The 23,075-nt window shown below is 71.9% G+C and carries 32 protein-coding genes; 13 read left to right on the top strand and 19 right to left on the bottom strand.

What is annotated here, in order from left to right:
* The first annotated feature begins 119 nt into the window (after positions 1 to 119).
* A complete protein-coding gene (locus H7827_RS10520) occupies positions 120 to 668 on the top strand; it encodes a SigE family RNA polymerase sigma factor (protein ID WP_432744403.1) in 549 nt (182 codons plus the stop codon).
* A 152-nt stretch (positions 669 to 820) separates the two neighbouring features.
* Here the strand turns inward: H7827_RS10520 and H7827_RS10515 are convergent, their stop codons facing one another.
* Genes H7827_RS10515 through deoC form a run of 6 tightly spaced genes read right to left on the bottom strand, consistent with a single transcriptional unit; the run spans position 821 to position 5,390 of the window.
* Entirely contained in the window at positions 821 to 1,072 is a 252-nt protein-coding gene (locus H7827_RS10515; protein WP_432744400.1) for a type II toxin-antitoxin system RelE family toxin, read from the bottom strand.
* A complete protein-coding gene (locus tag H7827_RS10510; protein WP_386533984.1) occupies positions 1,069 to 1,332 on the bottom strand; it encodes a type II toxin-antitoxin system Phd/YefM family antitoxin in 264 nt (87 codons plus the stop codon). The genes H7827_RS10515 and H7827_RS10510 overlap by 4 nt, the downstream gene beginning before the upstream one ends.
* 45 nt (positions 1,333 to 1,377) lie before the next feature.
* Positions 1,378 to 2,043, bottom strand: coding sequence for a uridine kinase family protein (locus H7827_RS10505; RefSeq protein WP_432744398.1), 666 nt, complete (start codon positions 2,041 to 2,043; stop codon positions 1,378 to 1,380).
* 29 nt (positions 2,044 to 2,072) lie between these two features.
* Positions 2,073 to 2,984, bottom strand: a complete 912-nt coding sequence (locus H7827_RS10500; protein ID WP_432744395.1) for an aldehyde dehydrogenase family protein — start codon at positions 2,982 to 2,984, stop codon at positions 2,073 to 2,075.
* Positions 2,977 to 4,413 (bottom strand): aldehyde dehydrogenase family protein, encoded by a 1,437-nt coding sequence (locus H7827_RS10495; RefSeq protein WP_364239420.1) that lies wholly within the window; start codon positions 4,411 to 4,413, stop codon positions 2,977 to 2,979. The genes H7827_RS10500 and H7827_RS10495 overlap by 8 nt, the downstream gene beginning before the upstream one ends.
* A 26-nt stretch (positions 4,414 to 4,439) precedes the next feature.
* Positions 4,440 to 5,390, bottom strand: coding sequence for a deoxyribose-phosphate aldolase (gene deoC, locus H7827_RS10490; RefSeq protein WP_386534070.1), 951 nt, complete (start codon positions 5,388 to 5,390; stop codon positions 4,440 to 4,442).
* Positions 5,391 to 5,517: 127 nt separating this feature from the next.
* Between deoC and H7827_RS10485 the strand changes: the two genes are divergently transcribed.
* The 3 genes from H7827_RS10485 to H7827_RS10475 all read left to right on the top strand — a co-directional run bounded on the left by H7827_RS10485 (position 5,518) and on the right by H7827_RS10475 (position 7,826).
* Entirely contained in the window at positions 5,518 to 6,027 is a 510-nt protein-coding gene (locus H7827_RS10485; protein ID WP_432744392.1) for a SigE family RNA polymerase sigma factor, read from the top strand.
* 160 nt (positions 6,028 to 6,187) lie between these two features.
* Positions 6,188 to 7,135 carry a hypothetical protein gene (locus tag H7827_RS10480; RefSeq protein ID WP_432744390.1) on the top strand — a complete coding sequence of 316 codons (948 nt, stop codon included), beginning with the start codon at positions 6,188 to 6,190 and terminating at the stop codon, positions 7,133 to 7,135.
* Positions 7,136 to 7,187: 52 nt separating this feature from the next.
* Complete coding sequence (locus tag H7827_RS10475; protein ID WP_432744388.1) at positions 7,188 to 7,826, top strand: PH domain-containing protein; 639 nt, start codon at positions 7,188 to 7,190, stop codon at positions 7,824 to 7,826.
* 153 nt (positions 7,827 to 7,979) lie between these two features.
* Here the strand turns inward: H7827_RS10475 and H7827_RS10470 are convergent, their stop codons facing one another.
* From H7827_RS10470 to H7827_RS10460, 3 genes are all read right to left on the bottom strand, one after another.
* Entirely contained in the window at positions 7,980 to 8,144 is a 165-nt protein-coding gene (locus H7827_RS10470; RefSeq protein ID WP_432744385.1) for a hypothetical protein, read from the bottom strand.
* A gap of 152 nt (positions 8,145 to 8,296) precedes the next feature.
* A complete protein-coding gene (locus tag H7827_RS10465; protein WP_432744383.1) occupies positions 8,297 to 8,509 on the bottom strand; it encodes a type II toxin-antitoxin system CcdA family antitoxin in 213 nt (70 codons plus the stop codon).
* A 195-nt stretch (positions 8,510 to 8,704) separates the two neighbouring features.
* The gene (locus tag H7827_RS10460; RefSeq protein WP_432744381.1) at positions 8,705 to 9,322 is read right to left on the bottom strand and encodes a TetR/AcrR family transcriptional regulator; all 618 of its coding nucleotides are present in this window, start codon (positions 9,320 to 9,322) and stop codon (positions 8,705 to 8,707) included.
* 113 nt (positions 9,323 to 9,435) lie between these two features.
* Between H7827_RS10460 and H7827_RS10455 the strand changes: the two genes are divergently transcribed.
* Positions 9,436 to 10,068, top strand: coding sequence for an FMN-dependent NADH-azoreductase (locus H7827_RS10455; RefSeq protein ID WP_432744379.1), 633 nt, complete (start codon positions 9,436 to 9,438; stop codon positions 10,066 to 10,068).
* A 70-nt stretch (positions 10,069 to 10,138) separates the two neighbouring features.
* Here H7827_RS10455 and H7827_RS10450 read toward each other — a convergent pair whose 3' ends face one another.
* Positions 10,139 to 10,504 carry a DoxX family protein gene (locus H7827_RS10450; protein ID WP_432744377.1) on the bottom strand — a complete coding sequence of 122 codons (366 nt, stop codon included), beginning with the start codon at positions 10,502 to 10,504 and terminating at the stop codon, positions 10,139 to 10,141.
* 108 nt (positions 10,505 to 10,612) lie between these two features.
* On the opposite strand from H7827_RS10450, the gene H7827_RS10445 reads away from it, so the two are divergent.
* Together H7827_RS10445 and H7827_RS10440 are read left to right on the top strand one after the other, a co-directional pair.
* Positions 10,613 to 11,008, top strand: a complete 396-nt coding sequence (locus H7827_RS10445) for a winged helix-turn-helix transcriptional regulator (RefSeq protein WP_043177055.1) — start codon at positions 10,613 to 10,615, stop codon at positions 11,006 to 11,008.
* Between the two features lie 40 nt (positions 11,009 to 11,048).
* Positions 11,049 to 11,921 carry an SDR family oxidoreductase gene (locus tag H7827_RS10440; protein ID WP_432744374.1) on the top strand — a complete coding sequence of 291 codons (873 nt, stop codon included), beginning with the start codon at positions 11,049 to 11,051 and terminating at the stop codon, positions 11,919 to 11,921.
* Between the two features lie 3 nt (positions 11,922 to 11,924).
* Here the strand turns inward: H7827_RS10440 and H7827_RS10435 are convergent, their stop codons facing one another.
* From H7827_RS10435 to H7827_RS10425, 3 genes are read right to left on the bottom strand one after another with little or no spacing between them, the layout of a single operon-like run.
* Positions 11,925 to 12,281 carry a hypothetical protein gene (locus H7827_RS10435; protein ID WP_432744371.1) on the bottom strand — a complete coding sequence of 119 codons (357 nt, stop codon included), beginning with the start codon at positions 12,279 to 12,281 and terminating at the stop codon, positions 11,925 to 11,927.
* A complete protein-coding gene (locus tag H7827_RS10430; RefSeq protein ID WP_046724637.1) occupies positions 12,278 to 12,532 on the bottom strand; it encodes a hypothetical protein in 255 nt (84 codons plus the stop codon). The genes H7827_RS10435 and H7827_RS10430 overlap by 4 nt, the downstream gene beginning before the upstream one ends.
* Positions 12,529 to 12,705 carry a hypothetical protein gene (locus tag H7827_RS10425; protein WP_432744369.1) on the bottom strand — a complete coding sequence of 59 codons (177 nt, stop codon included), beginning with the start codon at positions 12,703 to 12,705 and terminating at the stop codon, positions 12,529 to 12,531. Before H7827_RS10425 ends, H7827_RS10430 begins: the two co-directional genes overlap by 4 nt.
* Positions 12,706 to 12,847: 142 nt before the next feature.
* On the opposite strand from H7827_RS10425, the gene H7827_RS10420 reads away from it, so the two are divergent.
* The gene (locus H7827_RS10420; protein ID WP_432744366.1) at positions 12,848 to 13,687 is read left to right on the top strand and encodes a helix-turn-helix domain-containing protein; all 840 of its coding nucleotides are present in this window, start codon (positions 12,848 to 12,850) and stop codon (positions 13,685 to 13,687) included.
* Entirely contained in the window at positions 13,671 to 13,886 is a 216-nt protein-coding gene (locus H7827_RS10415) for a DUF397 domain-containing protein (RefSeq protein WP_030728631.1), read from the top strand. Before H7827_RS10420 ends, H7827_RS10415 begins: the two co-directional genes overlap by 17 nt.
* A 77-nt stretch (positions 13,887 to 13,963) precedes the next feature.
* Here H7827_RS10415 and H7827_RS10410 read toward each other — a convergent pair whose 3' ends face one another.
* Together H7827_RS10410 and H7827_RS10405 are read right to left on the bottom strand one after the other, a co-directional pair.
* Positions 13,964 to 14,641, bottom strand: coding sequence for a class I SAM-dependent methyltransferase (locus H7827_RS10410; protein ID WP_432744363.1), 678 nt, complete (start codon positions 14,639 to 14,641; stop codon positions 13,964 to 13,966).
* A 146-nt stretch (positions 14,642 to 14,787) separates the two neighbouring features.
* The gene (locus tag H7827_RS10405; protein WP_432744360.1) at positions 14,788 to 14,922 is read right to left on the bottom strand and encodes a hypothetical protein; all 135 of its coding nucleotides are present in this window, start codon (positions 14,920 to 14,922) and stop codon (positions 14,788 to 14,790) included.
* Positions 14,923 to 14,976: 54 nt separating this feature from the next.
* On the opposite strand from H7827_RS10405, the gene H7827_RS10400 reads away from it, so the two are divergent.
* Entirely contained in the window at positions 14,977 to 15,501 is a 525-nt protein-coding gene (locus H7827_RS10400; RefSeq protein WP_432744357.1) for a GNAT family N-acetyltransferase, read from the top strand.
* A gap of 57 nt (positions 15,502 to 15,558) precedes the next feature.
* Here H7827_RS10400 and H7827_RS10395 read toward each other — a convergent pair whose 3' ends face one another.
* From H7827_RS10395 to H7827_RS10385, 3 genes are all read right to left on the bottom strand, one after another.
* Positions 15,559 to 17,226 carry a phospho-sugar mutase gene (locus tag H7827_RS10395; protein ID WP_432744354.1) on the bottom strand — a complete coding sequence of 556 codons (1,668 nt, stop codon included), beginning with the start codon at positions 17,224 to 17,226 and terminating at the stop codon, positions 15,559 to 15,561.
* Between the two features lie 29 nt (positions 17,227 to 17,255).
* A complete protein-coding gene (locus H7827_RS10390; protein ID WP_390117621.1) occupies positions 17,256 to 18,062 on the bottom strand; it encodes a purine-nucleoside phosphorylase in 807 nt (268 codons plus the stop codon).
* 100 nt (positions 18,063 to 18,162) lie between these two features.
* A complete protein-coding gene (locus H7827_RS10385; RefSeq protein ID WP_200364946.1) occupies positions 18,163 to 18,615 on the bottom strand; it encodes a gamma-glutamylcyclotransferase in 453 nt (150 codons plus the stop codon).
* Between the two features lie 130 nt (positions 18,616 to 18,745).
* On the opposite strand from H7827_RS10385, the gene H7827_RS10380 reads away from it, so the two are divergent.
* Positions 18,746 to 20,176: an NAD(P)H-quinone dehydrogenase gene (locus H7827_RS10380; protein WP_200368578.1), complete on the top strand. Its 1,431-nt coding sequence runs from the start codon at positions 18,746 to 18,748 to the stop codon at positions 20,174 to 20,176.
* A 169-nt stretch (positions 20,177 to 20,345) separates the two neighbouring features.
* Complete coding sequence (locus H7827_RS10375) at positions 20,346 to 21,266, top strand: DeoR/GlpR family DNA-binding transcription regulator (protein WP_432744351.1); 921 nt, start codon at positions 20,346 to 20,348, stop codon at positions 21,264 to 21,266.
* Positions 21,267 to 21,356: 90 nt separating this feature from the next.
* Here the strand turns inward: H7827_RS10375 and H7827_RS10370 are convergent, their stop codons facing one another.
* Positions 21,357 to 22,289: a zinc-binding dehydrogenase gene (locus H7827_RS10370; RefSeq protein WP_432744348.1), complete on the bottom strand. Its 933-nt coding sequence runs from the start codon at positions 22,287 to 22,289 to the stop codon at positions 21,357 to 21,359.
* 99 nt (positions 22,290 to 22,388) lie between these two features.
* Here H7827_RS10370 and H7827_RS10365 point away from each other — a divergent pair, with 99 nt between their 5' ends.
* On the top strand, positions 22,389 to 23,033 hold the full coding sequence (locus H7827_RS10365) for a TetR/AcrR family transcriptional regulator (protein WP_432744345.1): 645 nt from the start codon (positions 22,389 to 22,391) through the stop codon (positions 23,031 to 23,033).
* Positions 23,034 to 23,075: the final 42 nt, after the last annotated feature.

Below are 23,075 nucleotides of genomic sequence, written 5' to 3'. Positions count from 1 at the left end.
CGGCGCCGCGAACAGGCTGGGGGGTCATCGCGGCGCCGGTCATGCGCGTCCGGCGCACCTCAGTGCGGTGGACGCGGTGGGGGGGGAAGACGGGGGAGACCGGGGGGAACGGGGGAACCGTGCGGGGAGCGCGGCGCGAGGGGGTCACGGAGGCGGAGTTCACCGCCTACGTGCGAGAGCGCCGCGCCTCCCTGTACGCCACCGCCTACCACCTGACCGGTGACCGGCACGAGGCGGAGGACCTGCTCCAGAGCGCGCTGCTGTCCACGTACCGCGCCTGGGAACGGATCACCGACAAGGCGGCGGTCGGCGGCTACCTGCGCCGCACCATGACCAACCTGCACATCAGCGCGTGGCGCCGCCGCAAGCTGAACGAGTACCCGACCGAGGAACTGCCCGAGTCCCCCGGCGAGTACGACACGATGCGCGGCACCGAACTGCGCACCGTGCTGTGGCAGGCGCTGGCGCGGCTGCCCGAACAGCAGCGCACCATGCTGGTGCTGCGCTACTACGAGGGTCAGACCGACCCGGAGATCGCGGAGACGCTGAACATCAGCGTCGGCACCGTCAAGAGCAGCATCTGGCGCACCCTGCGCCGGCTGCGCGAGGACCGCTCGCTGAACATGGGGCGGGACGTGGAGGAGTCCTTCGGCGAGCTGGTGGCCTGAGGGGGCGGGGGGACACGGGGGAAACCGGGGGACACGGGGGAACGCGGGGAAACCCGAGGGAAGGGGGGAACGGGGGAACACGGGGGATCACGGGGGAAAGAGCGGGGTCCGGTGCCTGGGGGGCGCCGGACCCCGCTGACGTCTGTGAGCGCTCAGGGCACCCAACCGAGCGTCATGACGCCGATGCTGATGGTCGACTCTTCGATCTCGTAGATGACGCGATAGCGACCGACATGGATACGGCACAGATTGTCGGAGCCGTACGGGGTGCTGCCGTCGGGCCGGGGATCGGCCGCGAGGAGGTTGACGGAGGCGAAGACCTGCTCCAGGCCCTCGGGGTCTTCCTTGAGGAAACGCGCTGCTGCGTTGAGCGCCCCCTCGCTCCAGTCGATGCGGTAGGTCACTCGCCGTTTTCTTCGTCCAACCCGAGCCGACGGCGAGCTTCCTCATGGGGGATGAGTTTCAGCGTGCCTGCGGCCTTCTGGCGCTGGTACTCGGACACGGCCAGCGCCTCTTCCAGATCCGCGAGGTCCTGGGGATTGATCAGTATGGCGGCCGCATGGCCGTGGTCCGTGATGGTGATGCGCTCGTGAGAATGCGCGGCCCGACGGATGAGCGTGCCGAACTTCGCGCGGGCTTCCGTCATCGCATAGGTGTCACTCATGTCCAGAAGTGTACACAATCCCACGCTGGGTAATCACACGATCACCTAGTCGGCGACAGCGGTTGCTGACAGGCGGGCGAGGCGCGCCCGTGCCTCGTCTCTGCCGCAGGGGTGCGCGCCCAGCGCCTCGTGCCGGGCCACGATCCGGCCCTCCGCCCGCATGAGCTTCCAGCCGCGCCGCAGCAGGAACACCAGCGACTTGCGGGACTCCCGCACATCGCGCATCAGCCGGCGCCGGAAGGTGGTCAGCGGCCGGTTGCGCAGACACAGGGTGTCCGCCGCCAGGCCCTCGCGCCGGCACCGCTCGCTGATCTCCGCCGCGAAGATCCCCTCCGCGATGAACAGCGGCGCGCCGCCCAGGTCGAGCGGCGCGCTGCCGGTGAGCGCGGAGGTGGAGATGTCGTACACCGGGACGGTGGCGCTGCCCGCCGCGCACAGCCGGCGCACCGCGTCCAGCGCCGCGTCGGCGTTCCACGAGGCGGGGTCGTCCCAGTCCGTGCCGGAGCCGTCGGGCAGCGGCGGCAGAGTGGGGTCCGTGCCCTCCTTGTAGAAGTCGTCGAGCCGCAGCACCGGGAGCCCGGAGCGTACGGCGAGCCGGGACTTCCCGGATCCGGAGGGGCCGGTCAGCAGGATGACCCGGGCCCGGGGTCCGGGCTCCGGATCCGCCTGCGACGTGGGGGGTATCGGCGGCGTCTGCGGCGTAACGGTCACGGGACCCCATTGTCCCGTATGCGCGCCGTTCAGACGCCGATGGGGTGCCAGACGGTCTTCGTTTCCAGGAACGTCAGCAGCCGTCCGGTGCCCGGGTCGGCCGTCCAGTCCTCGTCGGCGGGCCGCAGCACGCGCTTGAGGTTGTCGGCCGCCGCCGTCTCCAGCTGGGTGGCCAGCCCGGCGTCACCGGCCGCGCCGGTGAGATCGATCGCGTTGACGTCCTGGTGCGCCGCCAGCGGCACGCCCAGCTCCGCCGTGTCGCCGGAGAGGATGTTGACGACCCCGCCCGGTACGTCGGAGGTGGCCAGCACCTCGGCGAACGACAGCGCGGGCAGCGGCGCGGCGGCACTGGTCACCACCACGGCCGTGTTGCCGCCGGCGATCACCGGCGCCAGCACGGACACCAGGCCCAGCAGCGAGGACTTCTGCGGAGCAAGGACGGCGACCACTCCGGTGGGCTCGGGCACCGAGAGGTTGAAGAACGGCCCGGCCACCGGGTTGGCGCCCCCGGCGATCTGGGCGATCTTGTCGGTCCAGCCCGCGTACCAGACCCAGCGGTCGGCGGCGGCGTCCACCGCCGCCAGCGCCGCCTCCACCGACAGCCCCTCGGCGTCGGCGACCTCGGCGGCGAACTGCTCGCGCCGCCCGGTCAGCATCTCGGCGACCCGGTACAGCACCTGGCCCCGGTTGTAGGCGGTCGCGCCGGACCAGCCGGCGAACGCCTTGCGGGCGGCGACCACCGCGTCGCGGGCGTCCTTGCGGGAGGACTGGGGGGCGTTGGCCAGCCAGCCGCCGCGGGAGTCGGTCACCTCGTACACCCGTCCGCTCTCGGAGCGGGGGAACTTGCCCCCGACGAACAGCTTGTAGGTCTTGAGCACGCTCAGCCGCGCGGGAGCCGGCGCCGCCTTCGCGGTCTTCTTCTTGTCGGACCTGTCAGACATTGAGGTACGCCTCCAGCCCGTGCCGGCCGCCCTCGCGCCCGAAGCCGGACTCCTTGTAGCCGCCGAACGGCGACGCGGGATCGAACTTGTTGAAGGTGTTGGCCCAGACGACGCCCGCCCGCAGCTTGTCGGCCACCGACAGGATCCGCGAGCCCTTCTCCGTCCAGATGCCGGCGGACAGCCCGTACGGGGTGTTGTTCGCCTTGGCAACCGCCTCCTCGGGGGTGCGGAAGGTCAGCACCGACAGCACCGGGCCGAAGATCTCCTCGCGGGCGATGCGGTGCGACTGCTGGACCTCGGTGAACAGCGTCGGTGCGAACCAGTAGCCCTGGGAGGGCAGTTCGCACGAGGCGGGCTGCCAGCGACCGGCGCCCTCCGCCTCACCGGCCGCCGCCAGCTCCTGGATGCGGGCCAGCTGCTCGGCGGAGTTGATGGCGCCGATGTCGGTGTTCTTGTCCAGCGGGTCGCCCACCCGCAGCGTCTCCATGCGCCGCTTGAGGGCGTCCAGCAGCTCCTCCTGGATCGACTCCTGGACCAGCAGCCGCGATCCGGCGCAGCACACGTGACCCTGGTTGAAGAAGATGCCGTTGACGATGCCCTCGACCGCCTGGTCGATGGGCGCGTCGTCGAAGACGATGTTCGCGGCCTTGCCGCCCAGTTCGAGGGTGAGCCGCTTGTGGGTGCCGGCGACCGTACGGGCGATGGCCCGCCCGACCTCCGTCGATCCGGTGAAGGCCACCTTGTCGATGCCGGGGTGGGCGACCAGCTCGGCGCCGGTGGAGCCGTCCCCGGTGAGGATGTTGACGACACCGCGCGGCAGTCCGGCCTGGCGGCAGATGTCGGCGAAGAACAGTGCCGACAGCGGGGTCGTCTCGGCCGGCTTGAGGACGACCGTGTTGCCGGTGGCCAGGGCGGGCGCGACCTTCCAGGCCAGCATCAGCAGCGGGAAGTTCCACGGGATGACCTGGCCAGCGACCCCCACCGGGCGTGGGTCGGGCCCGAAGCCCGCGTACCGCAGCTTGTCCGCCCAGCCCGCGTAGTAGAAGAAGTGCGCGGCGGCCTGCGGGAGATCGGTGTCGCGGGACTCCCGGATCGGCTTGCCGTTGTCCAGCGACTCCAGGACGGCCAGCTCGCGCGAGCGCTCCTGGATCAGGCGCGCTATGCGGAAGAGGTATTTGGCGCGTTCGGCGCCGGGCAGCGCCGACCAGGGGCCGAAGGCGGTGCGGGCGGCCCGTACCGCCGCGTCCACGTCCGCCGCCCCGGCGTGGGCGACCTCGGAGAGCCGCTCCTCGGTGGCGGGGGAGTGGGTGGGGAAGACCTTGTCCTCGGCGGCGGGCCGGAACTCGCCGTCGATGAACAGGCCGTAGGAGGGTGCGATGTCGACGACGGCGCGCGACTCGGGCGCGGGTGCGTACGCGAAGATGCTCATCTTTGGGTGTGTCCTTGCGTCCTCGGTCAGTCGACGGTGACGTAATCGGGGCCGCTGTAGCGGCCGGTGGCCAGCTTCTGGCGCTGCATGAGCAGGTCGTTCAGCAGGCTGGAGGCGCCGAGCCGGAACCAGTCGGGGGACAGCCAGTCGGGACCGGCGGTCTCGTTCACCAGCACGAGGTACTTGATGGCGTCCTTGGTGGTGCGGATGCCGCCGGCCGGCTTGACCCCGATCTGGCGGCCGGTGGCGGCACGGAAGTCGCGCACGGCCTCCAGCATGAGGAGGGTGTTGGGGAGGGTCGCGTTGACGGATACCTTCCCCGTCGAGGTCTTGATGAAGTCCGCCCCGGCCAGCATCGCCAGCCAGGAGGCGCGGCGGATGTTGTCGTAGGTCGACAACTCGCCGTTCTCCAGGATCACCTTCAGATGGGCGGGCCCGGCGGCCTCGCGCACGGCGACGATCTCCTCGAAGACCTTCAGGTAGCGGCCGGAGAGAAACGCGCCCCGGTCGATGACCATGTCCACCTCGTCCGCGCCGGCGGCCACGGCGTCGCGCGTGTCGGCCAGTTTGACGGGGAGGGCGGCGCGGCCGGCCGGGAAGGCGGTGGCGACGGAGGCGACCTTGAGGGGCGTGCCGGCGAGCGCTTCCTTGGCGATGTTCACCATGTCGGGGTAGACGCAGATGGCGGCGACCTGGGGCACGCCCGGGTCGCTCGGCTCGGGCCGCGCGCCCTTGGCGCACAGCGAGCGCACCTTGCCCGGGGTGTCCGCGCCCTCCAGGGTGGTCAGGTCGATCATGGAGATGGCCAGATCGATGGCCTCCGCCTTCGCGGTGGTCTTGATCGAGCGGGTGCCGAGGGTGGCGGCACGGGCTTCCAGGCCGACCGTGTCGACTCCTGGCAGGCCGTGCAGGTGGCGGCGCAGGGCCGCGTCGGAGGCGGTGACATCCGCGAGGGCGGCGGGGGCGGTGGGTGGCATGCTCACCAGACGAGCATATCTACGCGCGTAGTGGGAGGCCACCCCCGCATCTCCGGATTCCTTCCGTACGGCGGGCAACCGAATCGCCGCACATGGTGGTCGAGGGGGTGGAAGGGGTGGTCCGGAGATGAGGCCCGAGGACGAGGAAGAGTTCCAGGGGTTCGTGCGCAGCCGCTGGCCCAGGCTGGTGCGCACGGCCTATCTACTGACGGGTGACGTCCACCTGGCGGAGGACGTGGCGCAGAACGCGCTGACCAAGGTGTACCGCTCCTGGCACCGGGTGCGCTCCAGCGACAACCCGGACGCCTATGTCCGGCGGGTGCTGGTGAGCGCCCACCATGACCGCTTCCGCAAACGGCGGGTGCGCGAGCACCTGACGGATCTGCCGCCGGATGTGCAGGCCGCGCCGGACGACCTGGCCAGGGCGGATGAGCGCGCGATGCTCTCCGAGGTGCTGTTGAAGCTGCCCAAGCGGCAGCGGGCGGTGGTGGTGCTGCGGTACGGCGAGGACCTGTCGGAGGCCGAGGTGGCCGCGACGCTCGGCTGCTCCGTCGGCACGGTCAAGAGCCAGTCGGCGAAGGCGCTGGCGAAACTGCGGCTGCTGGTCCGGCCGGAGCTGCTCGCGTCGCTGCGCTGAGGGGCGTGCGCCCCGTCGGGGGCGCGGCGCCCGTGGGCGTCTTGCGGAACGGGCCGGGCCGCAGCCCCCGGGGACCACGGCCACACGTGACGACACAGGCATGAGCACAGGCATGAGTCCAGGCGTGAGCACACGCCTGGGGGAGAGGGAGTGAGCCGGAATGAACGACCGGGAAGACGACAGTCCACTGGAACGCCGGCTGCGGGAGCTGCTGAACGAGCGGGCGGAACGGGTGGCCCCTTCCGAGGCGCCCCTGGAGGCGATCGCCCGCAAGGGCAGGGTCGCCCGGCAGCGGAGCAGAGTGGCGCTGGGCGCCGGCCTCGCGGTGCTGGTGGCCGTGCCCGGGTTCGCGATCGCGGCCCAGGGGAGCGGGTCGGGCGGCTCCGGGGCGGACACGGCCGTGCAGCCGGCGGGGCCCTCGGCCCCCGCGGGGCCCGAGACGCCGCAGGAATCGGGGGAGTCACCCCCCGACCCGGAGCAGGAGGTGGGCCCGCTGCCCCCGTCCGATCCGCAGCGGCAGCTGCTGGACGGCATCACCCTGGAGCAGGCGGCCGCCATCCTGGAGCGCTGCGTAGAGGAGGCGTACGCCGACCAGCCCGACCCCTACGTGGTCCAGACCCCCATTGTGAACCCGAGCATCGAGGACCTGCGCATCGTGCTCGCCTGGGAGAGCCAGGGCAACGAGAACCAGGGCCCCGGCCCGTGGCTGCGGGTGCTGGCGGTGACGGACGACCCGTCCGCGGACTATCACCACCAGATGACCTGCACGGCCGACCCGGACGGCAACTTCTCCGGGGTGCAGGGCAGCGCGGGCGCGCCGCCGGAGAGGGAGCAGGTGGTCCTCCCGGATTCCAACGCCTCCCGCCACTACGCGGGCGACGAGTGGACGACGCCGTTCCGCTGGGCGCACTACGGCGAGATCTCCCCGGAGGTCGCGCGGCTCACCGTGACGTACGCGGGCGCCACGGAGGAAGCCGCTCTGGAGTCCGGGTACTTCGCGGTCGCCGGCATCGCCGAGCAGTCACCGGACGGCGAGCCGGTGATCAAGGCGTACGACGAGGGGGGCGAGCTGATCCACGACTCGCGGACCGACAGCGTTTTCCCGTAGCGCGAACCCCTCGGAGGCCGGAAAGCGGCGGGTGTCCGGCAGAATCGGGGGCATGACGAGTGAGCCCCCCCAGTACGCCGACCGCGTCTACCGTTCCGGTTCGGCGCTCGCCGCCGGTGTGCTGCTGATCGGCCTGGCCGTCTGGCTGGGAGGCGACGCCATCCTGCGCGGGGACGGACGGACGCCGGTGGTCGCGGCGGCGGCGCTGCTGCTGTTCGTGCCGCTGGTTTCCGCGTTCACCTTCCGCCCGGCGGTCTTCGCCGGCGCCGAGCGGCTGCGGGTGCGCAACCCCTTCCGTACCGTGGTGGCCCCCTGGGCCGCGGTGGAGAGCGTGAAGGCCGCCTACTCGTGCGAGCTGCGGGCCGGCGGTGCCACCTATCAGCTGTGGGCGATCCCGGTGTCCCTGCGCGCCCGTGGCAAGGCGACCCGTCACAACGAGCGCCTCGCCGCCGGCGAGCAGCCGCGCGGCGGCATGTTCGGCCTGGGCGGCCGTGACCGGATCGGCCAGGACGCGGACCAGCCCCGTACCGCTCCCTCCGACGTGGCGGTGGCGGAACTGCGCGACCTGGCCGAGCGCCACGCGGGCGACCCGGGCGCCCAGGGCGAGGTCGCGGTGCGCTGGTCCTACGAGACGCTCGCGCCCGCGGCGGTGGGCGCGGTGGGCCTGCTGATCCTGTGGATCACCGGCTGACCGCCCCTCCCGGACGGCGCGGAAGGACGCTGAGGGGCATGCCGCCGGGCGACGCGTCCTCGCGACCGCAGACGCGGGAGCGCCCGCCCGCAGCGATCCGTACCACGTGAGATCACCCGCCTCAGCCGAGGGGCATGCGGCCGCCCGGCGGGGTCAGGTGAGGTCGAGCGTGACGCGCAGGGCGGCGGAGATCCGCTCCATGGTTCCGTCGTCGACGGTGCCGAGGAACTCGCCACCGGTCACACGCTTGTCGGTGAGCGCCGTGAGGTCGACGGCCACGGCGGCCCCGCGCACCGGATGGGCCATCGGAATGGTCACGACGGTGTCCGGGCCCCCTGGGTCTCATCGATCATCACGCAGACGGCCGTTCCCGGCAGGGCGCCCAGGGCGGCGTCGGACTCGACGATGACCACTGCCCTGGTCTTGGTGGCCCGTTGGACGCGCCAGACCTGGCCGCGGGCGAGGGGGGGTCACGCGACGTCCTCGCCGAAGATGGTGGCCAGTTCGTCGGTGTCGTCCGCCGCTCGCGCACGCCAGGCGCGCACGGCGGGAACCGCGTCCCGCAATGGTTGGGCGCGCAGGGCGCGTTCGACGCAGGCCGACAGGTTGCCACCGGATGCGGCGCGAGCACGGGCGACAAGATCGGCCGGGAGGCTGACCGTCGTGCGCGTACGAGGAGCCATACGGAAGAGCATGCATCCGTACGCGGACAGAGTGACCTCCGTCGGGGTGTTGGCCGGCCCGGGCGACGGTGGGTGCCCCGAGGCGGGTCGCCCCCGTGCCGTTGCCCGGCAAAGCGGAGCGACCGGCGTGGCGAGCGGCAGCACGGACGCGGGGTGCGTACCTATTCCCCCGGTCGGCCCCCGTCCGGGTGTCGCTCAGCGCATGACGCGTTCGATCAGCGCCTGCCAGCCGTCGCCGAGGAAACGTTCGAGCTCGTCGGTGTCCGGCGGGTTCTCCGTGTCCCACATCCGGGAGGCCGGGAGCAGTAGCGGTCCCTCCAGGGCGGCGGTGAGCTGGAGGGACAGGGCGGTCAGGCCGGGGCCCTCCATCCGGGCCTGACCGAGCAGCGCGCGGATGTGGAGCTGGGAGACCCCCGGTTCGCCGGGTGGCATGGACTGATGGCGTTCCATGCTGGCCCGGGCGAGGGCGTGGTGATCCAGGATGAACGCGATCCGGGCCCGGCCGTACGCGATGAGGCGCTCGGCCGGGTCGGCGCCGGGGCCCAGGGGCGGGGGCCCGGAGAGCACCTGCTGCTGGAAGTGCCGCTCGTCGGCGTCCAGCAGCGCACGGAAGATGCCCGCCCGGGTGCCGAAGCGGCGGAAGACGGTGCCCTTGCCCAGGCCGGCCCGCTCGGCGAGGCCGTCCATCGTCACCTTGTCCGCGCCCAGTTCCGCGAGCATCTCGCGGGCGGTGCGCAGCAGGTGCTCGCGGTTGCGTACGGCGTCGGCGCGTTCGGCGCGCGGTTTCCCGAAGGGGACGAGAGAGGGGTCCACGGATCCAATCTACCGTCCGTGGCATATAAGCGGGGTGAAGTCCGTTTATAGTGATCCCAGGCCGCGGGTCGATCGCCACCGCGGGCCGCCCGACCCTGCGAGGAAGCCACCCCATGAACCTGTTCCGTCTGGACGCCAGCATCTTCCCCGGCACCTCCGGCAGCGCCGAGATCGCCGACATCGCCGAGGCGCAGTGGACCGCCGCCCACCCCGGCGCCGCCGTGACCCGCCGCCACCTGGGCACCGACGCGCTCCCGGCCGACGCCTGGGCCACCGCCACCGCCGCGGGCTTCACCCCCGAGGCGGACCGCAGCGCCGAGCAGCGCGACGCCGTCGCCCTGGGTGCCGCGCTGGCCGCCGAACTGGAGAACGCCGACGCCGCCATCCTGGCCGTACCGCTGTACAACTACGGCGTCTCCCAGCACTTCAAGACCTGGGTGGACCTCGTGATCGCGGGCGCGGGCCCCACCACCCCGCTGCTGAAGGGCACCCCCACCGTGCTGGTCACCACCCTCGGCGGCGGCTACGGCCCCGGCGCCCCGCGCGAGGGCTGGGACCACTCCACCCCGTACCTGCGGCGCGTCCTCGCCGACATCTGGCAGGCCGACCTCACCGTCATCAAGCGCGAGCTCACCCTCGCCGCCGTCACCCCGGGCATGGAGAGCCTCAAGGACCTGGCCGAGGAGCAGCACACCCAGGCCCTGGCCGCCGCCCGCGAGGCCGGGCAGGCGCTCGCCGGAGGCTGACCGGCCCGGGGGTGGGACGGACCGGCGCGGCCCGCCGTCCCGCCCCCCCCGTGAGCCGTCCGCCACCGGGTCACAGCCAGACGGTCCCCAGCCAGCCCGCCGTCCCCGCCGCCACCAGCAACCCGATGTTGAGCCCGATCAGCCGGGCCTCGCCGCGCGACAGATGCACCACGATGCCCCCCACCTGGACCAGGAGCAGCCCGATCGCGGAGGCGAGGGCCAGCCACGGCGCCACCCCGGTCAGCGGAGGCAGGATCAGGCCCACCGCCCCGAGCACTTCCAGCACCCCGATGGTCCGGACGGCCGGCATCGGCACCCGGTCCACCCAGCCCATCATCGGCCGGAGCTGTTCCTGGCTCTGGGCGACCTTCTTGCCCCCGGCGTAGAGGTAGAACACGGCGAGCAGCGCGGCGACGATCCAGTAGGCGACGGTCACGAGAACCCCTTGCGGCAATAGTTACCGGACGTAAGTTGCCTCATCGTGAGTCACTATGGACCGGCTTACAAAAGGCACACGGATGTGCGCTACGCACAAGGGGCTGTCATGTCGCGGTACGAACACACCTGCATGATCCGGGGCGACGGCGGACGGACGATCCGCGCCGTGCTCGACCGGATCTGCGACAAATGGACGCTGCTGATCGTCGCGACCCTGGACGAGGGCTGCCTGCGCTTCACCGACCTGCACCGGCAGATCCCCGGCATCTCCCAGCGCATGCTCACCCTGACCCTGCGGAACCTGGAGCGCGACGGACTGGTCTCCCGTACGGCCTACGCGGAGGTTCCGCCGCGCGTCGAGTACGAGCTGACGCCCACCGGCCGCAGCCTCATCCCGCCCGCGCTCGGCCTGGCCGGCTGGGCCATGGAGCACATCGAGGAGATCGAGGCCAGCCGGGAGGCGTACGGCGAGCGTCCGGGTGCGGGGGCCGCCGGCGCGTGACACGATCCGCGGAAACGGCGGGTGACCGGGAGGTTCTGTCATGCGGGTGTTCGTCACGGGGGCGTCCGGCTGGATCGGCTCCGCCGTCCTCCCCGAGCTCATCGGCGCCGGACACCAGGTCCTCGGCCTCGCCCGCTCGGACGCCTCGGCCGCCACCGTCGCCGCGACGGGCGCCGACGTCCTGCGCGGTGACCTGAAGGACCCGGTCGTCCTGCGCGCCGGGGCCGCCGGCTGCGACGGGGTCATCCATCTGGCGTTCGTCCACGACTTCACGGACTTCGAGGGCGCGGTCAGGGCCGACGCGCTCGCCGTCCAGGCACTCGGCGGGGCCCTGGAGAACACCGGCAAACCGCTCGTCGTCACGGCGGGAACCCCGGCCGTGGCCGGGCGGGTCGCCACCGAACGCGACACCGCGGAACCCGGCTCCATGGCGGCGGGCCGCGAGCGGAACGCCGCCCTGGCCCTCGCCACGGCGGACCGAGGCGTCCGCCCCGCCGTGCTGCGGCTGCCCCGTTCCGTCCACGGCGCGGGCGACCGGCACGGCTTCGTCGCCCAGTTGACCGCCACCGCCCGCGAGCGGGGCGTGGCGGGCTACGTCGGCGACGGCTCCAGCCGCTGGCCCGCCGTGCACGTACGGGACGCCGCCCACCTCTACCGGCTGGCGCTGGAGAACGCCCCGCCCGGGAGCGTGCTGCACGCGGTGGGCGACGAGGGAGTGCCCACCCGCGACATCGCCACCGCCATCGGCGGCGCGCTGAACCTGCCGACCGCCTCCGTGCCGCGCGAGGACTTCGGCTTCCTGGGCCCACTGCTCGCCCTCGACCAGCCCGCCTCGGCCGCCGCGACCCGCGAACTCCTCGGCTGGGAGCCGGTCGGCCCCGGCCTCATCGAGGACATCGACCAGGGCCGCTAGCTGTCACCTTGATGTCCACCACAGCGCGGCAACTGCCGCTATGGCCGCCGTGGTCACCGTGCAGGTGACAGCGAGCCGCCCCGCGCGGAACGTGGCCCGCCCGACAGTACGGGCGGTGCGCCCCACCAATGGCGGGGGAACGGGATCGGGGTAGGCACGCACCCACTGGGCGAGATGCCCGGCGCAGGTCTCACAGGCCAGAAACGGGGCGTGCCGCCCGCCGCTGATCACCGGCCCCAGCCATTTCACCGGCGCGTCCCGCCGCCGGCACATCAGACAACGGCCGCGCTCGGTCCACCCGGTCAGGAAGTGCGTGCTCGCCCACACCTGGAGCGAGGGCACGGGAGTCGCCGGACTCATCGGTCCTCCCTCCGGCGACGGTACGCACGCGGCGGGGGCGGGCTGAGCCGCGTCACGGTCAGCGCGGAACGGCAGTGCAGCGTGAGGATCTCGCCCGTCGCGAAGCGGAGCTGTTTGGCGCCGTTCGGCAGCCCGTTCAGATCGGCGACCGTCAGCGTCCGCCCGCCCAGGGTGACCGCGTCGCCCACCCGCACACTGTCGGCCGTGACCTCGACGGCGCGGTTCCACCCGCTCTCCTCGACGCCCCTCACGACGCCTCCCGACGAGGACGTTCGTTCGGCCGCTCATAACCGACGTCCTTGAGATGCTGCCGGACCTCGTGGAGCAGAACGTCCAGCGGATCGGTCAACTCACCCGAGTCCTCGGGCGCTTCACTCTCTTCCGGGTCGGGTGGTGGAGGGGGCGCATTCGTGGCCGTGGCCATGGCTATCACCTTCCGTAACTCATTGCAGCCGATCGTGTGAGTCTGGTTACATCATCTCCAGGTGAACGGCATCTGTGCACGTCTGGCCCGTGACCAAGTGAGTCGTCGGACTGGCAGTTGACGAAGGGGAGGCATCGACGAGGTGGAACTGACCAGTGACGACGGTGAGCTGACGCCAGAACTTCGGCTGGGGCGCCAAGTGCGTCAGCTGAGGGAGCAGCGAGGACTGTCGCTGCGGGGCCTGTCCAAGGAAGTGAGTGGCTACGCCTACAGCTATATCCACCGCGTGGAACAGGGAAAACAGAAGCCATCGACTGCACTGGTCCGTGCACTGGATGAGTTCTTCGGCACGTGCGGTGCTCTGGCGGAGATCTATGGCCTGTCAGAGGAAATGAGGGTCGCTCAGTACAGCCTGGCGACCGTCAAGCGTGAGCAGGAGGCCATCCGGATTCAGGTCTTCGCCAGCAGTCACATTCCCGGTTTGCTGCAGACCGAGTCGTACGCACGGGAACACATTCGCGCCGGACTCCCTGCCGCGCCGCACGATGAAGTCGAAGCCCTGGTGGCCAGTCGGATGGATCGCCAGTACATCTTTGCGCGGGCAGATCCACCCTTCTATTGGGCAATCATGGATGAGGCGGCGTTCCGGAGGCCCACCGGTGACAAGGCGGTGATGTGTGAGCAACTGGAACATATACTGCGATTCGCCGAAAACCCGCATGTCACCGTGCAGGTACTGCCGTTCGTGGAGGGGCTGCATCCCATGCTCGGTGGGAGTCTGACCTTGCATACGCTGGGGAACGGCACAACGGCTGGTTTGGTGGAGAGTTTCGGCACGGGAGACCCCGTAGACTCGCCGAGGCGGATCGTCGTGCTCACCCAGCGATTTGACCTGGTGCGTTCCAAGGCTCTCTCGGAGAGTAAGTCTCTCGATCTCATCCGCGATTACTTGAAAGAGTACGAAGGTGAAAACTATCCCTGACGCGTCCGTTCTGGCTACGTGGCGGAAGTCGAGCTACAGCGAGAACGGGGAAGGGGGCTGCATCGAAGTGGCCGATGGCCACCCCGGTGTGATGCCCGTCCGCGACTCGAAGAACCCCGCCGGTCCGGCGATCGTCTTCCCCCTGGGCGACTGGTCCCGCTTCGTCTCCGCCGTCAAGGACGGCCAACTCCCCCTCTGAACAGCGCACTCGGCCCCGTACCGGACACCGGTACGGGGCCACCGTGTTTCACGAGGAGACATTGTGTGACACGGGGATCAACCCGGTGCGCGGTGGGCGCTCACCAGCAGGGTCTCCGGACTGCCTCGAAGCACGTCCACGTTGATCCGGGTGAACCCGGCATGGTCGAGGAGTTGCGTCCACACCTGTTCCTGGAGTACCCAGCGAGGCATCGTGGCCGGTTCACCGCCCGGCCTCCGCGCCGGGATGTCGGCGGGGTCTACGTCGGGCTGGGCAGGCTCGCCGTTGAGGTAGGTGCTCAGGGTCGCGAACACCAGTCGGCCGCCAGGTCGCAGGGACGCTGCGGCGGCCGGCAGCAGCTTGCGTGGATCGGTGAAGTCGATCGCGCCGAAGACGCTGTACAGCGCGTCGTACACTCCGACTGCCGTACGCAGGTGGGCGATCACGTCGGACCGCACGACACGCAGTCGGGGCGCGAGGTGGCCGTACAAACTGGTGCCCATGTCGCACTGGGCAGGGGAGGAATCGATCGCGTCGATCCGGGCGGGTCGGCGGTGGGCCGCCAGATACGCGGCGTGCCGCGCTGATCCGGCTCCGAGATCGCCGACGATCCGCCCGGTCAGGGCGCCCAGGATCTCGGGGCCGGGCCCGCTGTCCTGGCCCCAGCTCCAGCGAAAGGCCTCGGGCACGCCCCGGTCCGTGGCGGCGCGGGTGCGGCCGTAGTGATACCAGAGGTCTGCGGTGGTGATGGTCACCCGCCCATCCTGGCGGGAACGGTCCGGACCCGGGCCGGTTAGCCGAAACCCACCCAGGCCGGGACCAAGAAGTCTCGGACCCCTAGCCCGGCTGACAGGCAGCCAGTGGGCGTCGCCGCCGGGGGAGCACGGCCCACAGCAGCGGATCAACTTCCCAGCCGCCGCTGTTCGATGAGGGGCTGGTGGGCCCCGATGGTCTTCGCGTCGCCGTCCGCCGCTTGGCAGAGGGCCAGTACCGTGAGGACGGAGACGCGCAGTTGCTTGAAGTGCTGGATCTCCACTTCGCCGCTCGATCGTTCCTCTGATCAACCCTCCCCCCACGATGAGGAGCCAGCATGTTCGCCATGCGCCCGGCCACAGCGGACGACATCCCCGCAGTGGAGAAGATGATCCTCGCCCGTTGCGCATGGATGGAGCAGGGCGGGCTGCCGAGCTGGCGCGAGAGCGCTGCCGAAGTCGAGGGACAGGCCGCGAACCCCGACGGTGACGTGTGGGTCCTCGCAGAGGGGGCCCGGCGCATCATCGGGTGCACCACCATTCAGGAGCAGACTCCTGCCTGGGGATGGACGGACGAAGAAGTGGCCGAGCCGGCTCATTACCTGTACTCGACCGTCACCGACCCGGCCTACCGTGCGAAGAAGCCGGGAAGCGTGATGAGTCTGTGGGCGGTGGACCGGGCCGCGGCGCACGGGCGTACATGGGTTCGCCGGGGCTGCCACTTCCCCGCGCTGGCACGGTATTACCAGAACCAGGGATTCGAGCTGGTGCACGAGGTGCAGCGCACTCGCGCGAAGGTTCTTCTGATGGCCCGCCGGGCCGAGCGCGTGGCGGGTCTGGAGGAGAGGTTCCGGGTGCTGTAGCCGTCGCGGCCCGGAACCATCCGGGCCGCGACGGGGAGACGTGGCTGAAGCGCGGTCTTACAGCCCCGCGTGCTCCGCCACGGACTTCTTCAGCCGGGCCAGGACGGTGTGCGCCGTCTCCCGGACCCCCGGGAGGGTGGCCAGGTCGGGCGCGGGCAGGACCGTCTCCAGGTAGACCTTCAGCTTCGGCTCCGTGCCGCTGGGCCGCACGATCACCCGGGCCGAGCGCACCGGGCCGCTGCCCGTGCCCGCCAGCGTGTACCGCAGGCCGTCGGTCGGCGGCAGGGTGGCGGTGCCCCGGGTCAGGTCCTCGGCCGCGGTGACCGGCAGGCCGGCCAGCTCCGTGGGCGGGTTCTCGCGCAGGCTCCGCATCGCCGCGGCGATCTCGGCCAGGTCGTTCACCCGTACCGACAGCTGGTCGGTGGCGTGCAGCCCGTGGGTCACGGCCAGGTCGTCCAGGACGTCCAGGACCGTACGGCCGTGCTCCTTCTCCACCGCCGCCAGTTCGGCGATCAGCAGGGCGGCCGTGATGCCGTCCTTGTCGCGGACGCCCTCGGGGTCCACGCAGTAGCCCAGGGCCTCCTCGTAGCCGTAGGCCAGGTCCTTCACCCGGCCCAGCCACTTGAAGCCGGTCAGGGTCTCCTCGTAGGGCAGCCCGGCCGCCGCCGCGATCTTCCCCGTCAGCGAGGAGGACACGATGGAGGCGGCGAAGGTGCCGCGCCGGCCGCCGCGCACCAGGTGGGTGGCGAGCAGCGCGCCGACCTCGTCGCCGCGCAGCATGCGCCAGCCGCCCTCGGCGAACGCGTCCGGCACCCCGACGGCGCAGCGGTCCGCGTCCGGGTCGTTGGCGATGACCAGGTCGGGGTGGACCGCGCGGGCCGTCTCGAAGGCCAGGTCCATCGCGCCCGGTTCCTCGGGGTTGGGGAAGGCCACGGTCGGGAAGTCGGGGTCGGGTTCCGCCTGGGCGGGGACCTGGGTGGGGGCGGGGAACCCGGCCCGTTCGAAGGCCGCCGTCAGCACGGACCGGCCGACCCCGTGCATCGGGGTGTACACGACGCGGGTGGTGCGCGGGGTGTCCGCCGTCAGCGGGGACATCGCGCGCGCCAGATAGTCGGTGACCAGCGACTCCGGCAGGAAGTCCCAGCCGTCGGAGGCCAGCGGTACGTCCGCCAGCGCGCCCACGGCCGCGATCTCGGCGGCGATGTCGGTGTCCGCAGGGGGCACGATCTGGCTGCCGTCGCCCAGGTAGACCTTGTAGCCGTTGTCCTGCGGCGGGTTGTGGCTGGCGGTGACCGCGATGCCCGCCACCGCGTGCTGGTGGGTGATCGCGTAGGCGAGGACGGGGGTGGGGAGGGCGCGCGGCAGCAGGGCTGCGCGCAGTCCGGCGCCGACCATGACGGCGGCGGTGGCGCGGGCGAAGTCCAGGCTCTTGTGCCGGGCGTCGTACCCGATGACCACCAGGCCCTCGCCCTGGCCGCGTGAGCGCAGGTAGGCGGCGAGTCCGGCCGCCGCGCGGATCACCACGGCGCGGTTCATCCGCATCGGGCCGGCGCCCATCTCGCCGCGCAGGCCCGCCGTGCCGAACTGGAGGGTGCCGCCGAAGCGCTCGGCCAGTGCCGCGTCGTCGCCGGCCGCCAGCAGGGCGGCCAGTTCGGCGCGGGTGTCCGGGTCGGGGTCCTCGGCCAGCCATGCCTCGGCCGCCGCCCTCAGCTCCTGCGTCGTCATCGCTTCTCGCTCTCCTCAGATCCCGGATCTCAGATGCGGCCGAGTACCCGCGACAGCAGTGTGCCCATCCGGGTGGCCGAGTCACGGCCGGCCTGCAGGACCTCGGCGTGGTTCAGCGGTTCGCCGGTGATTCCGGCCGCCAGATTGGTGACGAGGGAGATGCCCAGCACCTCGGCCCCGGCCTCGCGGGCCGCGATGGCCTCCAGGACGGTGGACATGCCGACCAGGTCGCCGCCGATCGCCCGCACCATGCCGATCTCCGCCGGCGTCTCGTAGTGCGGCCCGGGGAACTGGACGTACACGCCCTCCTCCAGGCTCGGGTCGACCTCCTTGCACAGCGCCCGCAGCCGGGGCGAGTACAGGTCGGTCAGGTCGACGAAGTTCGCGCCGAGGATGGGGGAGGTGGCGGTGAGGTTGATGTGGTCACTGATGAGGACGGGCTGGCCCGGGCGCATGCCTTCGCGCAGGCCGCCGCAGCCGTTGGTCAGCACGACCACCTTGCAGCCGGCGGCCACGGCCGTCCGCACGCCGTGCACGACGGCGCCGACGCCCTTGCCCTCGTACAGGTGGGTGCGGCCCAGGAAGACCAGGGTGCGCTTGTCACCGATCCGGTAGGAGCGGATGGTGCCCGCGTGGCCGGCCACGGCCGGGGGCGGGAAGCCGGGGAGCTCCGTGACCGGGAACTCGGCGACCGTCTCGCCGAGCGCGTCCGCCGCCGGGAGCCAGCCCGAGCCCATCACCAGGGCCACGTCGTGGCTGTCCACACCGGTCAACTCGCGCAGCCGGGCCGCCGCGTCGTCGGCCGACGCGATGCCCTCAATCTCTGAAACAGTCACGGGCCGAGCCTAGCCGAGTTTGGCCTACGCGCGTAGACGGACAGCTGAGCCAACGTACGCACCTGGCCCCGCCGCTGTGTGCGGGCGCCGGACGCGAGGTTCAGCAGGGGCGTTTGCGCAGTTCCATCACGTAGTCGTGGGGGGCACCGGCCGACTCGGCGGCGTCCGCCACCTCGCCGAGGTAGCGCGCCGAGGGCAGCCCGCCCTCGTACCCGTTCAGGACGTAGGACCACGCCTGCACGTCGCCGTCCAGGGTGTGCACCCTGACCCGCATCCGCCGGTAGATGCTCAGGCCCACCCCCTCCCAGCGGTCCATGGCGTCCTCGTCCATCGGCGCGATGTCATACAGCGCCACGAAGACCCCGGGCCCGGGACCGTCGTCGGGGGCTTCCTCCACGAGGGTGGCCAGCGCGCCCTCCCAGCCCATGTGCTCACCCCCGAAGGTGAGCCGCCAGCCCGTGATCCAGCCGGTGCCGCGCAGGGGGGAGTGCTTGGCACGGCGGGCCATCAGCCGGGCATCGAGGTTTCCGGCGTATGCGGCGTAGAGCGACATGGAACCGAGCGTACGGGAGTGGCGCGGGTCATCGCCTGAGCCGTTCACCACGTCCCGCCCCCGGACGCCTTTCGCATGACAGGTCACAGTCAGGGGGTCGAACGTTCCTCCGGCCCGGTCATAAGAGACACTGGAGGACGTGACTCGGATCGTGATCATCGGTGGCGGACCTGGCGGCTACGAGGCGGCGCTGGTGGCCGCGCAGCTCGGCGCGGAGGTGACCGTGGTCGACCGGGACGGGCTGGGCGGCGCCTCGGTGCTCACCGACTGCGTGCCGTCCAAGACGCTGATCGCCACCGCCGAGGTCATGACCAGCTTCGACACCTCCCACGACGAGCTGGGGATCCTTCTGGACGGCGCGGAGGGCCGCGCGCTGGAGGTCGATCTCGGCAAGGTCAACCGGCGGGTGAAGCGGCTCGCGCTCGCGCAGTCGCAGGACATCACCGGCTCCGTCACCCGGGCGGGGGTCACCGTCCTGCCGGGCCGCGGCCGCCTCGAACCGCACCAGGCGCCCGACGGCTCGCGCCGGGTGTCCGTCACCCACCCGGACGGCACCGAGGTGGAGCTGGTCGCCGACGCCGTGCTGATCGCCACCGGCGGACACCCGCGCGAGATCCCCGACGCCCGCCCGGACGGGGAGCGGATCCTCAACTGGACCCAGGTGTACGACCTCGGCGAGCTGCCCGAGGAGCTGATCGTGGTGGGCTCGGGCGTCACCGGCGCCGAGTTCGCCGGGGCCTACCAGGCGCTCGGCTCCCGCGTCACCCTGGTCTCCTCCCGGGACCGGGTGCTGCCGGGCGAGGACCCGGACGCCGCCGCCGTGCTGGAGGACGTCTTCCGGCGGCGCGGCATGAACGTGATGGCGCGCTCGCGGGCCGCCGCCGCCAAGCGGGTCGGGGACCGGGTGGAGGTGACCCTCGCCGACGGCCGGGTCATCTCCGGCACGCACTGTCTGATGGCGGTCGGCGCCATCCCGAACACCGCCGGCATGGGCCTCGAGGAGGCCGGGGTCCGGCTCAAGGACTCGGGCCACATCTGGACGGACCGGGTCTCCCGTACGTCGGCGCCCGGCGTCTACGCGGCGGGGGACGTGACCGGGGTGCTGGCGCTGGCCTCGGTGGCGGCGATGCAGGGGCGGATCGCGATGTACCACTTCCTGGGTGACGCCGTGGCCCCGCTGAACCTCAAAACGGTCTCGGCGAACATCTTCACCGACCCGGAGATCGCCACCGTCGGTTACACCCAGTCGGACGTGGACGAGGGCCGGATCGACGCGCGGGTGGTGAAGCTGCCGCTGCTGCGCAACGCGCGGGCGAAGATGCAGGGGGTGCGGGACGGTTTCGTGAAGCTGTTCGCGCGTCCCGGGACGGGGATCATCGTCGGCGGAGTGGTGGTGTCGCCGCGGGCGAGCGAGTTGATTCATCCGATTTCGATCGCCGTTGACAACAGTCTGACCGTGGAACAGATCGCAAAAGCGTTCACCGTGTACCCGTCTCTGTCGGGTTCGCTCGCCGAAACGGCACGGCAGTTGCAGACCAGCAAGGTCGCCGAGGAGCGGTAGGCACAGGTCAGCGCGCGTTGCGGGCCGCAGGCGCTCCCAGCACATATCACGCCGGGGGCGCACGTACAGACAACTTCGGTAATTCCCCGCAACCTGCTGAAACCAGACGGTCATTGGGGTTACTGTCGGTTCCGTGTTCGCTGCAGAACGTCGTCAGATGATTCTCGAAATGGTGCGAGCCAACGGGGCCGTGTCGCTCCGCGAGCTCGCCCGCGTCGTCCAGACCTCCGAAGTGACCGTGCGGCGCGATGTCCGCGCCTTGGAGGCCGAAGGACTGCTGGACCGCAGACACGGTGGTGCGGTCCTCCCCGGCGGTTTCGCCAGGGAGTCCGGATTCCCTCAACGCTCGCTCGCCGTCACGGCGGAGAAGGCCGCGATCGCCGAACTCGCCGCCTCCATGGTGACGGAGGGTGAGGCCATCGTGGTCGGTGCGGGCACCACCACGCAGGAACTCGCCCGCCGCCTCGCCCGGGTGCCCGGCCTGACCGTGGTCACCAACTCCCTGCTGGTGGCCCAGGCGCTGGCCCACGCCAACCGGGTCGAGGTGGTGATGACCGGCGGCACGCTGCGCGGCTCCAGCTACGCGCTGGTGGGCAGCGGGGCCGAACAGTCGCTCCAGGGGCTGCGCGTCTCGCGCGCCTTCCTATCCGGGGCCGGCCTCACCGCCGAACGCGGCCTGTCCACCTCCAACATGCTCTCCGCGAGCGTCGACCGGGCACTGGCCAGGGCGGCTTCGGAGGTGGTGGTGCTCGCCGACCACTCCAAGATCGGTGCCGACACCATGCTCCAGACGGTGCCCACCGAGATGATCACCCAGCTGGTCACCGACCAGCCGCCGCCGGACTCCTCGCGGGCGGGCGCGGAGCTGGAGGCTCTGGCCGACCAGGGGGTGCGCATCTCGGTGGCGGGCGGCGGCCCGGGGCACCGGGCCCAGCCCGGCGAGCGGGAGCGTGAGCGGGAACGGACGCTGCCCGCGCCGCGTACGGTCCAGCAGCAGGGGGGCAAGTCCCCGCTGTCGGGGCCACCGCCCATCACCCCACCGTCCGCCCAGCAGCGGCTGTCCGACCTGGCGGCCCAGCGCCGCCGCTGAGCCGCTGCCGCGCTGAGCCGTCGGCACGCACACCCGTCCCGCCACGGCACCTGGCCCAGGGCCGGGGGAGGGGCCCGGGACCGCGTCCGGCTACGCGGGGCCGAGCTCCAGGACGGCCTTGCCGTGCAATCGGCGCCCCAGCAGGGCGGCGACGGCCTCCTCGGCCGCTTCCCAGGGGCCGCGCCAGGAGATCGACGGGTCCAGACGGCCCGCCGCCACCCGGCTCGCCAGCCACTCGAAGGAGGGAGCGAGCGGTGTGCCGTCGAAGAGGAAGAAGGTGACGATCGAGCGCTCGTGGCGCCCGCCGTCGCCGAGGAAGGAGCCGAGCGGGAAGTGTTCGGGCTCGCCCGTGACATGCCCCAGCGCGACCAGGACGCCCCGGGCGGCGAGCCGGTCGAAGGCCGTCACCAGCTGCGGGCCGCCGACGCAGTCGAGGACCCCGTGCACGGGCCCGTCGAGAGCGGCGGGGTTGGCGATCACCTCGTCGGCGCCCAGCGCGCGCAGCGCGTCCCCGTGAGCGGCCGGGTCCCCGGTGGAGGCGATCACGTGGGCGCCGCCGAGCCGGGCGAGCTGGACGGCGTACCGGCCGACGCCGCCGGTCGCCCCGGTGATCAGGACTCTTCTGCCGAGCAGCGGGCCGAGCCGGTGCAGCGCGTGCAGCGCGCTGCCGCCCGCGATCGGGACGGTGCTCAGCGCGCCCGCGTCGGCGCCGGCCGGGGCGACGCCGAGCGTTGCGGTGTCAACGGCGCGCAGTTCGGCCCAGCCTCCCGCCCAGCCGGCGGTGACCACCGGCGTTCCGGCGGCCGGGCCCGAGCCGTCGGCGGCGGGGCGGGCCACCACGCCGGCCGCCTCCCAGCCCGGCACGGTGCCGTCCGGGGCGTCGGTGACATGGCTGACCTCGCCGTGGTTGAGGGAGACGGCGGTGACCCGGACCAGCGCCTGATGGGGCGCGGGTACGGGGTCGGCGCTCTCGCCGAGCCGCAGGCCGGAGGGGGTGGACCGATCGACAACGAGGGCGCGCACGGGCGTCCCCTTTCCATGGAGGGCGGGGAACGCTCAGCGTAATGCCACTGAGTGGCATGTGTCATCCAGTGGCAAACGCTGCTCGGCTACACTCCCCCCATGGGCACCAGCACGCTGCGCGAACGCAAGAAGCAGCACACCCGCCAGGCGCTCATCGACACGGCCCTCGAACGTTTCACCGCACGCGGCTACGGCGCCGTCACCCTCGATGAACTGTGCGACACGGTCCAGGTCTCCAAGCGCACCTTCTTCCGGTACTTCGCCGGCAAGGAGGACGTCGCGATGGCGCCGTTCGAAGACCTGTGGACGGCCTTCACCGCCGAACTGCGCACCCGCGAACTGCCGCCCGGCACCCCGCTGCTGGCCCTGGCCGAGGACGTCCTCCTGGCCGCCCTGGACCAGGTGGCGGACGAGCGATGGGTCCACCGGGCCCGGCTGAGCCTGCTGCTCGCCGACCGCCATCCGTCCATCGCCGCGCACAACCGGCAGTTCTGCGAGCGCACCACCACCGCCCTGCTGGAGATCCTGCGCCCCGCGCTCGGCCCCGAGCCGGACCCCGCCGACCCGCGGCCCCGGCTGACCCTCGACATGCTGCTGGCCGCGTTCCAGTGGGCGCTGGCCGGCTGGGCGGCGGTTCAGCCCCCCGAGACCGCCGCCGCGCTGGCCGAACGGCTCCGCCGCGCCGTCGCCGCCCTTCCCGGCAGCCTGACCCTCACCACCGCGCCCGCGCCGCCCGTCCCCTGAAACGCCGAATCCCCCGGCCGTAAAGGGCCGGGGGATTCCGTA

It is taken from the genome of Streptomyces sp. JH002, from assembly GCF_050916115.1.
GTDB lineage: Bacteria > Actinomycetota > Actinomycetes > Streptomycetales > Streptomycetaceae > Streptomyces > Streptomyces xiamenensis.
The sequence above is the reverse complement of the archived record's forward strand: the minus strand, read 5'-3'. Positions and strand labels throughout refer to the sequence as shown.

Bases quoted from the DNA above. Each gene is read 5' to 3' on its own strand.
- H7827_RS10510 (WP_386533984.1), bottom strand. From the start codon at position 1,332: ATGAGTGACACCTATGCGATGACGGAAGCCCGCGCGAAGTTCGGCACG.
- H7827_RS10500 (WP_432744395.1), bottom strand. From the start codon at position 2,984: ATGTCTGACAGGTCCGACAAGAAGAAGACCGCGAAGGCGGCGCCGGCT.
- H7827_RS10495 (WP_364239420.1), bottom strand. From the start codon at position 4,413: ATGAGCATCTTCGCGTACGCACCCGCGCCCGAGTCGCGCGCCGTCGTC.
- deoC (WP_386534070.1), bottom strand. From the start codon at position 5,390: ATGCCACCCACCGCCCCCGCCGCCCTCGCGGATGTCACCGCCTCCGAC.
- H7827_RS10485 (WP_432744392.1), top strand. From the start codon at position 5,518: ATGAGGCCCGAGGACGAGGAAGAGTTCCAGGGGTTCGTGCGCAGCCGC.
- H7827_RS10480 (WP_432744390.1), top strand. From the start codon at position 6,188: ATGAACGACCGGGAAGACGACAGTCCACTGGAACGCCGGCTGCGGGAG.
- H7827_RS10475 (WP_432744388.1), top strand. From the start codon at position 7,188: ATGACGAGTGAGCCCCCCCAGTACGCCGACCGCGTCTACCGTTCCGGT.
- H7827_RS10465 (WP_432744383.1), bottom strand. From the start codon at position 8,509: ATGGCTCCTCGTACGCGCACGACGGTCAGCCTCCCGGCCGATCTTGTC.
- H7827_RS10455 (WP_432744379.1), top strand. From the start codon at position 9,436: ATGAACCTGTTCCGTCTGGACGCCAGCATCTTCCCCGGCACCTCCGGC.
- H7827_RS10445 (WP_043177055.1), top strand. From the start codon at position 10,613: ATGTCGCGGTACGAACACACCTGCATGATCCGGGGCGACGGCGGACGG.
- H7827_RS10440 (WP_432744374.1), top strand. From the start codon at position 11,049: ATGCGGGTGTTCGTCACGGGGGCGTCCGGCTGGATCGGCTCCGCCGTC.
- H7827_RS10435 (WP_432744371.1), bottom strand. From the start codon at position 12,281: ATGAGTCCGGCGACTCCCGTGCCCTCGCTCCAGGTGTGGGCGAGCACG.
- H7827_RS10425 (WP_432744369.1), bottom strand. From the start codon at position 12,705: ATGGCCACGGCCACGAATGCGCCCCCTCCACCACCCGACCCGGAAGAG.
- H7827_RS10400 (WP_432744357.1), top strand. From the start codon at position 14,977: ATGTTCGCCATGCGCCCGGCCACAGCGGACGACATCCCCGCAGTGGAG.
- H7827_RS10395 (WP_432744354.1), bottom strand. From the start codon at position 17,226: ATGACGACGCAGGAGCTGAGGGCGGCGGCCGAGGCATGGCTGGCCGAG.
- H7827_RS10385 (WP_200364946.1), bottom strand. From the start codon at position 18,615: ATGTCGCTCTACGCCGCATACGCCGGAAACCTCGATGCCCGGCTGATG.
- H7827_RS10375 (WP_432744351.1), top strand. From the start codon at position 20,346: ATGGTGCGAGCCAACGGGGCCGTGTCGCTCCGCGAGCTCGCCCGCGTC.
- H7827_RS10365 (WP_432744345.1), top strand. From the start codon at position 22,389: ATGGGCACCAGCACGCTGCGCGAACGCAAGAAGCAGCACACCCGCCAG.